The organism is Microcoleus sp. CAWBG640 (assembly GCF_020883015.1).
GTDB lineage: Bacteria > Cyanobacteriota > Cyanobacteriia > Cyanobacteriales > Microcoleaceae > Microcoleus > Microcoleus anatoxicus.
This window is the reverse complement of record NZ_JAHRFC010000106.1, coordinates 1-14,257: the sequence shown is the minus strand read 5'-3', so window position 1 is coordinate 14,257 and position 14,257 is coordinate 1. Positions and strand designations below refer to the sequence as shown.

The following is a 14,257-nucleotide window of genomic DNA, read 5'->3' as shown; positions in this document are numbered from 1 at the left end:
GTTATGAAGTACAAAGATATCGTTTCCATTCCGAATAGTTTGGTTTTTGATCTATGAGGAGGTGCTTTCTTCTTACCTATTTAATTTTTCTTTACACAGCGTTGTTTATTTATGTCCGACTACTTATCATAATTTTTAAATTTAAATCTAAGCAATATTTTCCCAATTTTTTCACTATTTTCATGAACAGAAGTAATTATGAAACCTAATCCGCTAAACAAGCAGAAAATATCAACCGCCATCCCAACTCTTTTGACCCCCAATAAACTTCAAACAGCTCATTTGCAACTTAAAACTCCTTACCAACTGATCGATACTGCTTTCAATCTTGAAACAGCCCTTCAACCATTCCAACAAGCAAAAATCATCGGTATAGACTGCGAAACAACAGGGCTTGACCCCTACAAAGCCAAAATTAGATTGTTACAACTTGCCATTCCTGACCATCCAGTAATCATTGTAGATTTATGGGCAATTGAACCGAGTTCCCTCGAACCATTACGCTTGCTCCTAGCCAGTCCTGCACTGAAGGTAGGTCACAACCTCAAATTTGAATGGCAAATGCTCGCTTTTGCCGGACTGGAACCATCCAAACCCTTTTTCGATACCTATTTGGCTTACCGAGTGCTGACGGCTGGACTAAAACGGTATCTGTCCTTAGAGGCTGTCACTGAGAATTTGCTCAAAGTAAATCTAGACAAAACGCAGCAAGTTAGCGATTGGTCAGGAAACTTAACACTCGCTCAACTGCAATATGCTGCTACCGATGCTGCAATTTTACTCCCGCTGGCTGCTGTTCTCGAACAAAAATTGAAAGCTTCTAAGCTTTGGAAAACTGCTTTGCTAGAGTTTTCCTGTCTGCCTGCGGTGGCTTCTATGGAACTCAACGGAATGCTTTTAGATAGAGAACAGTGGAGAGTTTTGGGAGTGAAGCTCTGTTATCAACGCGACTCTCTTTTAAAACAAATTAATTCGCAACTCCATCGACCTAACCCTCACCAACAAATCTCTCTGCTGCCAGAATTTACGGATACAATTAATCCTCGCTCTCCCAAGCAAGTCTTAGCGGCTTTGCAAGAAAAAGGTATTCCTGTTACTTCCACTAGCTCTCAACATTTAATTCCTTTGCAAGGCGAGTATCCCGTTATTCAAGCACTGTTACAATACCGCAGTTTATCGGCTCGTATCGATACTTTTACTCTGGGTTTACCTGAACGCATTCACCCGATTACAGAGCGCCTTCATCCCAATTGGTTTCAGATTGGTGCTAGATCAGGACGGTTTAGTTGTCGAGAGCCAAATTTAACGAATATCCCCAGAGATCAGGAAACCCGACAGTGTTTTAAAGCTCCACCCGGTTACGTCCTGCTCAAAGCCGATTACAGCCAGATTGAACTGCGGATCATGGCGAAGGTTTCCGGCGATCGCACGATGGTCAAAGCTTACTCCAAAGGGGAAGATTTGCACTCTCTCACAGCTTCCTTGGTGCTAGCAAAACCCTTATCTGAAATTACTCTCGAAGACAGACAGCTCGGCAAAATTATTAACTTCGGTTTAATTTATGGCATGGGAGCACAGAAATTTAAGAATATGGCTCAAGCAGAGCATGGAGTCATTTTAACGCTGCAACAAGCTTCACACTTTCGCAAGAAGTTCTTTGAATCCTATACAGGTATCAAACAATTTCACGCCAAAGTTCGGAAGGCCTGGAGCCGAGGTATCCGAGAAAGTCGCACAGTCTTAGGCAGAAGGAGATTATGGTCAAAAGATACTAAACTGCTGCTTAACGAAATGCTAAATAACCCAATTCAAGGGATGAGCGCTGACATTACTAAACTCGCTCTTGCTCTCATTTTTTCACCTCTAAGCTGCACGGATGCTAAACTGATTTGTGTGGTTCACGATGAAATTTTAATAGAGTGTCCTCTTGAAGAAGTGACGGCAGTTAAAGCCTTGCTTAAAAAATGTATGGTGAGAGCCGGGAATAAATTTCTCTCTCCGATTCCTTGCGAGGTAGAAATTAAGGTCATGGAAAGTTGGGGAGGGTAAGAGATTAACGGAGAAAGATTGGGAGTGGGGAGGGGAGAAACCGCACCGCAGGCATTGCTGTGAAAATTCCACTTCCTCACCACTCCCCATTCCTCACTTCCCTAACAGTCGCGGCACGATTCTTTATCAATAAGAACAATTTGATATCCAAAAAATACCTGTATGTCCCATAAAATCATGAGATAAAATTTGTCGGAGAGCGTTAAATAAACCGTATTGGTTTATCATGCACTCAAGTTTTATCGTAAGCAGGTGGCTGATACTCGAATAATTCTTGCTCTCCCGCCGCAAATTTAGATCGATCGCCCCCAGAAGCAGGTCGAGCAAAGGACGCTTTGTTGCGAATCCCCTGGATATCTTCAGAAGAACGCTCAGACGACAGCACAAACTGAGTTCTCTGATAACGCAAATGGGCCAATTCAATCGAACCGGGTCGTCCTTCACAATAGGCTCGTTCAGCACAGCGTTTAACTGCGATCGCAATTTCAGCACTCGTTGCTCCGGCATAATCAGATAGTAGCGAATACCACTGCCTGTCGCTCCAAAGGTTCTCTTTTCCTTCCCCAAACTGCTCTGGGAAATACTTAGCTAAGTGCAAATTGAAAATCTCATAGCGAGCGCCGCTGTGTGGCAAATCCACAAACCAAATTCCGCCGTCGTCAAATCTGCGGATAAGTTCAGCCGGCAGCATTTCTAAGCGGTTAACAGTAGCTAACATTAACACGGGGCTCTCATGTTCCTGCATCCAGGTGAGCAATTTCTGCGACAGTCGCCTAGCTACACCGCCATCAGCATTTGATTCCCAGCCAGAAAAACCCTTGTCAAAATCGTCAAAGAACAGCACGCAGCCGCCCAAATTATCGGCTGTATCCAGCATTTTGTTGAGAGCGCGATCGGGATTAGAGGAACCTAGAATATTGCCCCAACTAGCTGCTAAAAGCGCATAACCTAGCTTCTTAGCAGCTAGCTTTGCACTCAAACTTTTGCCAGTCCCCGGTGGCCCCCACAGCAGCATTCCTTTGGGAGGTCTGAGATGATATTTCTTGGCATCAGCTTCTGACAGCTTTACGACTTCGCTCAAATAAGCGTCTAATAAATCTAAACCGCCAGCATGAGGCACGTCTGGAGAAGCAATGAACTCCAACCCCTGGTCTCGAAGTTGCGATATCTTATGCTCTAATACCAACTCAGCGATATGGACAACTGAAGTAGTCACCGATAGCGAGCGATCTAACACTAATTCAATTTCAGCAGTTGGCAGCCCTAGACTAGAAACAGCCAGCCGTTTTTTAGTAGCTACCGCATCTGAACCAAAATCAAGGGAACAATTGCGATCGCAAAAATTATCTACAAGAACTTCGACTTCAAAGCGATCGGGTAACGGACATTTTAGCAGAGGAATTAGTGGACTTAGCCTTGATGGCAATTGAATGTACTCGCCCAAAAGTATCCAATATTGTTCGGCTGAACGCCCTTTCAGCTCGGCTGAACGCCGTTTCAGCTCAAAAAATGCGTTAGCTAATTGAGAATAACGGCGGACAAGAGGCTGTTCGCTACTGCCTGACTCCAAAATATCCTCTAACAAAAAGATACCGGGATAGTCATTTTCCAGCAGAAATTGCAGGACATCGCTTTCGACAGATAGCTCAGTTTTGCAGAGGACGCATTCACTATTATTATACATCTCTGAAAAAGCATCGGAAACGCTTGTCATGTTTGAGTGAAAACCTAAATTTGGGAGATGTTTATCGAAACACTGCACCTGTTGAAGAGTTGACTGCACCTGTTGAAGAGTTGACTGCACCTGTTGAAGAGTTGCATAGCCAGGATTCCAATAATAAACAGGTAAACAACACTCATTAGCGTACTGATGAAATGATGACAAGATTGTTTGGCGATCGGCACTGTAATATTCGAGGGCAATAATGGGAGTTTGAATAACTCTTAAGTTAGACCAGTTATTGAAAATCTTCATGCGTTATACACCACTACTTACAGGAGATTTAACATAAAATTTAACTAATGTAATTAAAATTTAACTTCCTGCTAATGAGCGAAATTCTCCCCCTCAACTGGAGGGGGTAATTGTGCCTAACGGCACTCATAAATTGATGTTATGTAAGTTAAATTGTCAATCATGGCCACAACTAAAAAACAAACAGCAGCCACTCCAAATCGCTCTCAGTCACCAGTGCCTGCTAAATCAAAACCGCCTGAAAAGCAGAACAATCAAACAGTCGGCAGTAACAATGGAGCTAAATCAAAACCTCAACCTAACCTCAGCTCCGAGCAACTTGCTGTCGAGCTAGTCAAACAGATTCGCAATACAATTCATAAGAAGTACGGTGTGACAATTCAGCGTCGCGATAGCCGTATTTCGACAAAGGTTGGCCACGCAATTCGCGAAAAACTGGGATTGGATATTCAAGCTCAGTTGAACAAGCGCAACGGCAATGGCAATGGTAAAAAGTTCGACTGGCAAGAGTGGAACAATACTGTGTTTCCCAAGCTAGTTGGCCGGCCCGATGAACTCAAGTATGATGTCGAAGTTGTTGCTTTAGCGATGAGCCAACTTTACGATACAATTGCTGACAATCCACAAGCTGCCATTGCCGATTTAATGGAGTTCAATGCTCAAAGCTTAAAGCGTCGCAACGAGTTAGCTAAATCCTCTGAAGAAGATACTGAAGAACTCGATGAGGATGACGATGATGACGATGAAGATGATGACATACTCGATGAAATTGATGAGGATGACGATGATGACGATGAAGATGAGGAAAGCGATGAGGATGACGATGAGGAGGATGATTTTAGTCTAGACGAAGACGAGGAATTTGAGGAAGACGACGAATAATCGCTAAAGTTTGATTAGAATGCTCTGCTGAAAAAGCAGAGCATTTTTTTGCCTCTATCGAGGCCTTTTCCACGAATTGCGATTCAGGGTAATGATTGTCGCCACCGTCCGAATCAGGACGCTCTGGGAAGCAGACCCAACAAATTCACAATCAAGAAAAATTGGACCTTGGTTGTGAATTTAATTTTACCCACTCACCCACCCACTAATTTTTTTGAATTAATTGTAATTAGCAGACTGCCGTCGCTTTAGTTGTGAAGAAAAAACACGCTTGAGGGTTAATCATGGCTAATCGCAAATCCGCTCCAACTCCGATGCAAAAGCAATTTGCAGAAACTCTTGAAGAACAGCGCTTCGAGATGTTTTTGCACGTTGCCCGCGAGTTAACGGGACGTGCCAAACAGCGACAGTTGCAGAAAGGTAAAGCTCTTGACTGGGAAGCGTTCAATACTTGGTTTAACAAGCAATATGAAGGCTACTCGGCTGACGAGATGCTTGAAGAAATCTTGAGCAACGTTTACTGGCTTTCATCTGAGCAAGCAGTGATTGACTTGCACTTCCGTTATATCGAATCGGCAGTCAAAGCTTCTCATAAGAAAAAGGCAACTGACGATAATGAAGAGATTGATGATTTTGTCAAGTAATCAATGACGACCCCCGATAAAGGGATAAAATCCTGCTTAGAGCAGGATTTTATTTGCCCGCCCACCCACCGCACCAGTTCCCTTTGCGACATTTATGAGCGCATTCTCAGAAGGATTTAGTTAATAGCACTTATGGAGTAATAACTTGATTATGTCATTCTGAACCCTTGACGGAGTTTACCATCGAGCGTAGCAAAGGTTCCGCAAGTAAGGCGAATAATCTCAAAGCTTTGCAACACAGTTACAAAGCGTAAGTTATGGTTAATTGGTTTTATCCGAGAATGTAGGTTGCTCAATAAGTCAGCGTAAAACCGTTTGGCAATAAATTAAATGACTGTTTTTGTTAAAAGGCTTTGATATTAAACGCGATCGCGTTTGAGAGATGTTCCACTTGCAAATTATAATCATGTACGAACGTATTCAGCATTTTCTCACCCTCACAATTGAAATTGTGGTAATTTTTGGTTACGGTGGCTTAATTGTTCACTATATCGCTACGCTGTTAGCATCGAAGCGAATGAATCCTTCTGAAAAACTCTCAGCAGAACTTGCCCCCGATTTTGTGCCTCTTCTCAATGAAATTGCTTCCTTTCCTGCTGTTGCCGAATGTGCAGCAACTCCAGAACCCACAGAAGAACAGCGCCTCACCTCTTCGCTACAAGTTAAAGCCGAATTTGCTTCTAATATTCAACTCGATACCGGCCCATTAAATTTACCCTTCATTCAAGTCGATAGCCTCAGTCTTCGACAATGCCGTACCGTTATTCGAGCGCTTAATTCCACTCTGCCACGAAGTGAGCATATTCGCCTTAAACTTAACAAAAAAGATGTGCCAGCAGATTCGTTAAAATTTCAAATTAAGAAGCACTTTGAGCATCGACCGCAGCAAATTGTCTCCCTAATTGAGCAAATTTTGATAGCTAGTTAGAATGCTCGGAGAATCAACGACCCAATTAGTGCTTTATTTCAATAAACCCAATTAGTGCTTTATTTCAATAAAACTTCTAGTAACGAATTGATAGAAAGTTTTATTGATCCAACCTCCCTTTCCATATCGGGCGATTAGTTACTTTTTTCACCGCCAAGGGGAATCAGACCCCTGCCAATCTGTTCGATCAATTCGTTGAGGCTCAATCCTCGTTCGATCGCGATCGCGCGAATTCCTTCCCACCCTACCGACGTTACCTGGATATTTCTTTGCTTCTTGGGTTCTTCATAGCGAGGTTGTCCGCCTGAGCGGTTGAGATTGGCTAACGAGTTGGGATGAGGCTGGATTCCTTTACTAGGTGGCATAGCGTCGATAACGTTTCCCTTTTTCAACTATTTTCGCATTTTCTTGACGGTTTTCGACAGTCGCTATGTTATCGTTGAATAATTAAACGAAAATTCAGCCCGCGCCTAGCCATAAGCTGCGTACAATAGTCAGCGCGGGCGCGACTGGCATGAGACAAGCGAGTCAGGAATGCGTCAAATGCAATCAGAAGCCGACAATCAAGAGCAACAACCGTTAATCGTTTTGCCAGGGGGTGTTGGTGTGTACACCTCCTCCGTTGCGGAAGAACTGCGGATAGACTCTGAATTCCAATCCCTCATCCCTCCCCTAAGTAAGGGCGAAAAAGCAGCCCTGCAAGCCAGTATTCTGGAGGTAGGATGCCGCGACCCGTTAGTAGTCTGGGCGGAAAAAAAGCTTCTCATCGACGGTTACAACAGGTATTCTATTTGTACCGCGCACAGCATCCCCTACCAAACTGTAGAGATGTCTTTCGACAGCCGGAACGCAGTCAAGGTTTGGACGATCGCCAACCAGCTCGGGCGGCGCAGCTTGACACCAGAATCTGTTAGTTACCTGCGCGGCACGTGGTACGAGCTGACCAAGCAATCTCACGGGGGCAAGCGTTCGGCAAGCTGTCAAAATGACCACTTGACAGACAAAACAGTGCCAGAGGGAGCAAGCTGTCAAAATGACCACTTGACAGACAAAACAGTGCCAGAGGGAGCAAGCTGTCAAAATGGCAGCTTGACAGACAAAACAGCACGAGAGTTGGGAGAACGGTTCAAAGCTTCCCCCCGAACGATTTACCGGGATGCCAAATTTACTCGAGCTGTGGATGCCCTCAGTTCTATTGGAGGAGAGGATATGAAGTGGAAAATACTGAATCGCTCTGCGGGGCTGACCAAAAAAGAAGTTATTGCCTTAGCCGCTGAGGTTAAGAGCCGCCCAACTAAAGTTGCCAAAACTTTACAGGGGCGCGACCGACAAGTAAAAACTGAAGGTGAACCTACCATCGCCCACCACCTGACGCTCAAAATTGGTTCCTTGGTGGAAGTGTACGCGCCCGATCGCCAAGACGTTAACGGCAGGTTAGGCCGCATTCAGTCAGTCGGGGAGAAAACTGCCACTGTGTGGATGCGACACATCCCTACCATTACCATGCAGTTATACACCTTCAAACACTCGACTCTTACTGCTATACCGCTCGAAAATCAACCGGGACTTCAAGAAATTTGCGATCGCACTGGCCGACTTCACCAATTAGGAAATCTAGATCCGTTTGAAGTCGAAATTCTGAACTTGTTAGAAAGAGCAACGGTTCTTACTCCCACCGAATTGCAGTATTTAGAACAGATTGAGGATAGACACAAACTTGATTGAGTGCCTCACAACTATTCTTCTTTTTGATAACAGCAATAACTTCGGAAATTTTAGTTGATTCACTTGACAGTTCAAACACTGAATCAATCAATTTTTGTTGAGCTGCTAATTGTTGCAGTGAATAACAAGCTATTGCTCGCACTCGCTCAGGAGACTTGCTAGCATTTTTGGCAGCAAACGGTCCCCAGAAAGCACTCAGTACAATCTTAATCTGTTCCGATATTGGGTATGTTTGACTCAAACAGTAATCCCAAACCATCTCATCGAATGGGTCGTTTAGTGCAACTAAAACACCCGATATTTGCGACTGCACTTGCTTCTGATTTTGGTCAGGTAACGGCTGATTGTTCAAATTGGCAATCATAGATTTCTCCTGTTAAGCTAACTTATTTACATCCCACTCAAGACTTTAGTATTTGCCCTCAAGGAACAAACTGTCGTTCTTGAGGGGAGCGAATCCACAAAGTACAAAATCCTTTTTGTGCAGGTTTACCTTCTACTGTCAGCGTCACCCCCAATCGATTTATCTCAGTTTCACACAGTTTTTTGCCACCTTTCTCGCTCAACAAAGCTTGATTCCAGCTCATAAATTGGCGAGCATATTTCCCTTCATTGCTGGTTGCCCACTGAATTGTATCCGCGTTCTTGCGAGCAAACTGACCCTCTTTGCTCAGCCCCCATTCGAGCGCTACGGCTTGTTCTAAAGTGAGCTGGCGCGGCCCTTTTGGGTCGAGTTCAGGCGCTGGAATGAACCGGGGCAGCGCTAACCCGATAAACGCGCCAATCGCCATTGCCCCTAACACTACCCCGCTTCCAAAAATCACCGACCAAATATCATGAGCAACTTTCTCTAAAGCTGCTTGTCGCACTAGGGTGTAAACTGAGTTAGAAATGTGGCGATGTTGCACCTTAACAGCCGCTTTTCCCTGCCGTTCTAAAAACTCCCTGCTTTCTTTTTCCCAATTTTCAGTAAGTTGGCGAACTTGTTCCAATTCTTGAGAGATGACAGCTTGAGAATCTTTCAAATCACCTTGCCATTTAGATTGCCAATTCTTAAAAAACTGATCAATCTCTTGCGGTTTTTTTTCTAGCAGCAGTTCGAGTTGACCTGTCGCCAGCAATACGATAAAAAGTGGGTCATTTTTATTCAGGCCGTATCGGTAAGCTGTCTGAATGACGTGAGAGCGAAATTTGGAGTCTTTGCCCTTGAGTACCTGGCTGATTAGTGACTCAGTATCTCTCTCGTACATGGGAGGGGCAGATAAAGGATCTCTGTTCAGAGCTTCTCTTTCCCTCGAATCATCGTCTATGAGTTCCCAAAACTCCTCTTCATTTAGCTTACTCCCATTTGATTTCAACTTTTCTTCTACTGCATCTTCTGGGACTGTATCTGGAGAATCTGACAAACTTTGCGAATTTTCAGCGGATTGTATGGAATTATTTTTGGTATTATTAAGTCTGCCCTGTTCCCTTGGCGTTTCCAATATCTCGCCAAACTCTGAGGAGTCAACTTCGGAAAGTTCTTCTAAAAGTCGATCGGACATTTAACCTCCTACCTAATCAAAATCCTAATCTTTATGCTGTTCTGCATCGCGCCTTCTATAGTCTGAGCTCACATTTTGTCCGTCCCATAACGAGTTCATCACGCATTGACTCTAAAATTTACAGTCCTGGACGCAAATTATCGGTTTAGACACTACCTGTAGTAGTAAGATGCGTTTTGGTACACTCAACCCGCTCAGGAATGGTGAAGAAGTTTTTGAAACCCAGGAAATCTCGTAGCGGGCGATCGATCAATCTTCTTACTTTCAGAGTTTAAACGCAATAAACAACGTTTATTGCTAAGATCCAACGCTTGGGATAACACAACTGCGTTGATTGCACTCAGCCAGCGGGCTGGTTTCGGCACACCCTATCAGTAGAGTCTGTGCGTAAGCCTTAATTTAGATTCTTAAAAGCTTACGATACCTTTTTTACAAATTACAGCCTCCTGAGACTTTACAACCTGTTGCTTATTTTGTTACTCATTTGGCTGCTCATTTTCTATCTGCATTTCCTCATTTATTTTTCGTTCGTAGGCACCGATAACTTCTTTTTTATTGCGATTGGGTGCGTTGTTAAACAAACCTACATCTTCTATGAGACGGAAACAGTCTTCCAGAAAAGTATGCAATCGCTGCTGACTAATCAAGAAAAATTCAGAGTGTTTCATTGCTTGAGAAAATGACAACCGCTTCGTATCAATAAACTTGCGCTCTCTTGCACTCAGCGCCGGCAAATCTACCACAGGAATTCGGTAATTATTAATGAGCTTGTTCATTTCCTTATGGCTTTGTACGTGCGACCAATCTTTGCAAACTCCAAAATTGCGGACAAAAATGTGATTGAGCTGACCTTCAAAGTAGTTGAAAGAGTCAATAAACATTTCAATGCTGTCCGTCGTACCCCCGCAAATAAACCACTTGCATACATCAACTCCTGACTGCTCTTTAAAATCAGGAGAGGTTAAATTAGCTTCGTCAATCCATTTGTTGATAATGCTGTAAACCCGAGCTGGTAAATTGACAATCACAGGAGTTTCTACTGCTGTTTCAAAAATAATATCGATCTCGAAAAACTTCTCTTCATCTTCAACTAAAGCTACGATTTTTGCATTGTGTTCAGGATAGCGCTGCTGCACGTCAGGATTTTGAAAATCACCATCAATTAACGTGTACAGCAGTTCATACTTCTGATTGAATTCAACCAGAATCCGAGTTAGCATCGACTTGCCAACGCCACCTTTCTCGCCGTCAACCAAGTGAATCATGTTAGTCATTTCATTCCTCCTTGCTGGATGTCGATGTCTATTCAAGACTTAATAATTTTTAACTAAAGCTAGGCCCGACCATTGCCGGATCGAAACCAGCTAAGTTAAATGCGCTGTTTTCAAACTCAAGTTCTCCCGAAAATTCCTCTGGTTCTTTTTCTTCGGATAAATTTGCTGGCTTTAAACACTCAGTGGTAGTTAATTCCGTAGCAATAGATGCACCTGGATTCGACAAGTGAGAGAAAGTAGCTAAAGGAATTAAACCCGAAGAAATACCAGGGGCAATTGCTCCTAACTCGGTACAGTTAAATCCCACATCTCGGCAAACTTCATCTATCTGTCTGAGCAAAAAATTAATGCTTTCTCGCCTCAAATACTCTAAGTCTGTACTAGAATGATTACCGCTATTGCGTAAAGCTGCTAATAGCCACCGCGCTTTGATTAGAGGTAAAATCGTTTCCTTGAAACTAAAAAAAGGATGATTTTGCAGGTAAGATAGCAAGATAGCGTCTTCGGAATCTGGCAAAACTTGACAGCGCCAGAAAAATTCCTTGTAGCGTTTTCTAGGCATAATTCCTCACCTTTTTTCCAGCACCTCGGTAGGGCCCTCCCAATAAGAGAGCTGCATCTAAGTTTGCTTCAGAGTCCTCTAATGAAGGTTCTGTATTCGACTCATCACTCAATTCATCAGAAGCATCTAAGCTGCTATCTTTTATACTTGAATCAGCCTTTTGTTGAGCGCAAATTTCACTGTTTTGTTCAGTAATATCTTCAGTGTTTTGTTCAGTGGGTTCCTCAATTTTTTGTTCAGCGGGTTCTTCAATTTTTTGTTCAGTAATATCTTCAGTCTTTTGTTCAGTAGATTCCTCAATTTTTTGTTCAGTAGATTGCTCGGATTTAGCGTGAGTAAATTGCTCAATTTTTAATTGAGTAGGTGGCTCGGATTTTGGGTGAGTAGGTTGTTCAGATTTTGGGTGAGTAGGTTCCTCGGATTTTGGCTTGGTAGATTGTTCAGCACATTCTTTAACACTCTGTATATCAGTCGGAGGTACTGGACTATCTCCTGAAGTGGAAGTTGTATCTTCTGCCCTCTGAGAAGTTGCCGCAACAGACCTTTGCCTCAGTACCTCAAACTGAGATTTGAAGTAAGAAAATAGTCCGTAAACATCAGCGATGCGACAACCTAAGCCATCAGGGTCAAGTGTTTTTGGCACTGTTATACCTGCGTGCCAAGACAGTGAATAATGAGAAAACTGATTTCGCAGTTCGGGCTTCATATATTCAGAAGTACCCCCGCAAAATACAATTTCATCTAAATCGGGCGGCAGCACTTCATTAATCCAATGAGATAACATTCGAGCGTAGTCAAAGCGAGACAGCTTGACTGCTTCAATCAATTGGTCAACTTCTCGATCTTTCGCTGCATCCTCTCGATTTCGAGCAATTCGGTAAAAGTAAGGGCGGTTGTAGCTTACACCTGAAGAAGCGATCGATAAAGCCAAACGGGAAGCATCGTAGTTAGAGGTTCGCTCTTGAACTAGATCCACCAACTTTACCATTCCTAAGTCTGAAGTTTTGCCTTTACCGACAGCACCGCGTGCCGAAACTATTATCGAAGCATTGCGAAATCCTACCATCACAAAGGCAGTTACCCGCTGCTTGAAGGCTGAACCTAAATTGCTGTTGTGGATCAAAGCAATGCCGCCGCCTTCTTGCAAAGCTTGGGTTTTGTCCAGGGTGACGGATAGCTTGCCGGTGGGTGTTTCAAATGAAGCAGAGTATTGACTTAATAGCTCAAAAAATTGCTTGGAGTCATTAAATTCGCCTGGGGGCAAGAAAACGGAGATCGCAGCGCTGAATTGATTGCCTAAATCTAACTTCCGCGACACCACCCACAAAGCTGCTAGAGCTTTGTACAAAGCGCTACTGTACTTCAGTCCTGCCAAACCGATATGAGCATTGAATTGCGCTGCTGCCAGGTAGCCAACGGCTCGACATTCATTACCAATTGCCACCCAAGCGATATTTTCGGGAGATGCCGATGCAAGGTTAGGTTTTGTGAAACAATTGGCTATGTCTTGGCTCACCGGCCCCACCTGCGATTCCATTACAAAGGAGCTTGCTTTACTGCCTGCTTGCGAGCTTTGGCAGAAAACTCTAGTAGATAAGCCGCCAAAATCTATAGCCAGAATCGCATCTGGTATTGATGGTTTTTTCTTCATAAACGCTGGATTTTATTACGTTATAAAATGATAGTATTGGCTTCTATTTAAGTCTGACCTCACCAATTATGGTGATTTAGGATAGTTTAAATAGCCCCCTCCAAATGACGGGGACAGACTGCCTTCTCCAAATGGCGGGGACAGACTGCCTTTCAAGGAAAATATCTCGGTTTGTGCCGATTGCTTTGCGCTTCCTACAAAGAGCAACTATGTCAAGGTTACGCTAAGATGAAAGGCAAACGATTAATTTTAATAACTATCCTGTCTTCGTTTAACTCAAGTTGAGCCGGGATTTCTGGAGCTTCAAAGAAATAAATTGGGTACGGTAATCTTCGGGCAGCTTGATTTGATGTTTCCGCTCGAAACTCTGCAACTCTGCTTCCGCAAGCGTTGGCCTCAGTTTGTATTGGTGAGAATCTGTGCGTGTTCCGTGCAGATTTTTATCTTTTTGCTGCAAGGGTTGAAGCAGTTCTGCTAATTCTTTAATATTCTTTGATATTTTAAATTGCCGATTCCAGAGAGCAATCCATCATATCCCAGTCAATGCCATCATCGGGGAACAGCGATAATTGTCCAGGCGAGACGTTGGATTGCCCGCGGTTGTGGTAAGAAAGATGACACGCAGTACAAAGGGCTATTAAGTTTTCTGGGCGATTGTCCTCCGGTATTCTGTTGCGGTGGTGCACCGCTAAAGTTAAAGCACACCGTTCAGATTTGGTTAAGCCGCTTTGTTTACCGGGTCGGAGTTTACCGGATCGGAGGCATTGTTGATGGCACTTAGCACAACGCCAGCCCGCGTTTTCTTTCACCGAGAGCGCAATCTCTTGCCAATTGTCGGGATACCTCTTTGGTTTAGGCATAGCTCATTATTGAGGAACAGTTCTTCTATCATTCCACTAGACATCTCCCAAAAAGAAATAGTTTGCCGATCGCTCTTAAATTATAATGGAATTTTACCTCAAAAAACATGAGCCAGCTCCGAGAATATCTTGAAAAACATCCATCCGAGACTCAAAGAGTGTT

13 protein-coding genes are annotated in these 14,257 nt (G+C 43.6%); 5 read left to right on the top strand and 8 right to left on the bottom strand.

Annotated features, from left to right (window positions below):
* Nucleotides 1–198 precede the first annotated feature (198 nt).
* Nucleotides 199–2,049 carry a bifunctional 3'-5' exonuclease/DNA polymerase gene (locus tag AAFP11_RS27100; RefSeq protein ID WP_341739817.1) on the top strand — a complete coding sequence of 617 codons (1,851 nt, stop codon included), beginning with the start codon at nt 199–201 and terminating at the stop codon, nt 2,047–2,049.
* 232 nt (nt 2,050–2,281) lie between these two features.
* On the opposite strand, the gene AAFP11_RS27095 is transcribed toward AAFP11_RS27100, so the two are convergent.
* Nucleotides 2,282–4,024: an ATP-binding protein gene (locus AAFP11_RS27095; RefSeq protein WP_341739816.1), complete on the bottom strand. Its 1,743-nt coding sequence runs from the start codon at nt 4,022–4,024 to the stop codon at nt 2,282–2,284.
* A 162-nt stretch (nt 4,025–4,186) separates the two neighbouring features.
* On the opposite strand from AAFP11_RS27095, the gene AAFP11_RS27090 reads away from it, so the two are divergent.
* The 3 genes from AAFP11_RS27090 (at nt 4,187) to AAFP11_RS27080 (ending at nt 6,478) form a co-directional block, all read left to right on the top strand.
* Nucleotides 4,187–4,906: a hypothetical protein gene (locus AAFP11_RS27090; RefSeq protein WP_341739815.1), complete on the top strand. Its 720-nt coding sequence runs from the start codon at nt 4,187–4,189 to the stop codon at nt 4,904–4,906.
* 284 nt (nt 4,907–5,190) lie between these two features.
* On the top strand, nt 5,191–5,550 hold the full coding sequence (locus AAFP11_RS27085) for a hypothetical protein (protein WP_015179737.1): 360 nt from the start codon (nt 5,191–5,193) through the stop codon (nt 5,548–5,550).
* 406 nt (nt 5,551–5,956) lie between these two features.
* Entirely contained in the window at nt 5,957–6,478 is a 522-nt protein-coding gene (locus tag AAFP11_RS27080) for a hypothetical protein (RefSeq protein WP_341739814.1), read from the top strand.
* A 134-nt stretch (nt 6,479–6,612) separates the two neighbouring features.
* Here AAFP11_RS27080 and AAFP11_RS27075 read toward each other — a convergent pair whose 3' ends face one another.
* Nucleotides 6,613–6,843 (bottom strand): hypothetical protein, encoded by a 231-nt coding sequence (locus AAFP11_RS27075; protein WP_333279652.1) that lies wholly within the window; start codon nt 6,841–6,843, stop codon nt 6,613–6,615.
* A 169-nt stretch (nt 6,844–7,012) separates the two neighbouring features.
* Between AAFP11_RS27075 and AAFP11_RS27070 the strand changes: the two genes are divergently transcribed.
* Entirely contained in the window at nt 7,013–8,203 is a 1,191-nt protein-coding gene (locus AAFP11_RS27070) for a hypothetical protein (protein ID WP_341739813.1), read from the top strand.
* On the opposite strand, the gene AAFP11_RS27065 is transcribed toward AAFP11_RS27070, so the two are convergent.
* From AAFP11_RS27065 to AAFP11_RS27040, 6 genes are all read right to left on the bottom strand, one after another.
* On the bottom strand, nt 8,145–8,567 hold the full coding sequence (locus AAFP11_RS27065) for a hypothetical protein (protein ID WP_341739812.1): 423 nt from the start codon (nt 8,565–8,567) through the stop codon (nt 8,145–8,147). The genes AAFP11_RS27070 and AAFP11_RS27065 overlap by 59 nt on opposite strands.
* 58 nt (nt 8,568–8,625) lie before the next feature.
* Nucleotides 8,626–9,747: a DUF6753 family protein gene (locus AAFP11_RS27060; protein WP_341739811.1), complete on the bottom strand. Its 1,122-nt coding sequence runs from the start codon at nt 9,745–9,747 to the stop codon at nt 8,626–8,628.
* A gap of 476 nt (nt 9,748–10,223) precedes the next feature.
* Entirely contained in the window at nt 10,224–11,021 is a 798-nt protein-coding gene (locus AAFP11_RS27055) for a mobilization protein MobD-like protein (protein WP_341739810.1), read from the bottom strand.
* Nucleotides 11,022–11,070: 49 nt separating this feature from the next.
* Nucleotides 11,071–11,583 (bottom strand): hypothetical protein, encoded by a 513-nt coding sequence (locus AAFP11_RS27050; RefSeq protein WP_341739809.1) that lies wholly within the window; start codon nt 11,581–11,583, stop codon nt 11,071–11,073.
* Entirely contained in the window at nt 11,576–13,234 is a 1,659-nt protein-coding gene (locus tag AAFP11_RS27045; RefSeq protein ID WP_341739808.1) for a hypothetical protein, read from the bottom strand. Before AAFP11_RS27045 ends, AAFP11_RS27050 begins: the two co-directional genes overlap by 8 nt.
* Nucleotides 13,235–13,734: 500 nt before the next feature.
* Complete coding sequence (locus tag AAFP11_RS27040) at nt 13,735–14,094, bottom strand: HNH endonuclease (RefSeq protein WP_341739807.1); 360 nt, start codon at nt 14,092–14,094, stop codon at nt 13,735–13,737.
* Nucleotides 14,095–14,257 lie beyond the last annotated feature (163 nt).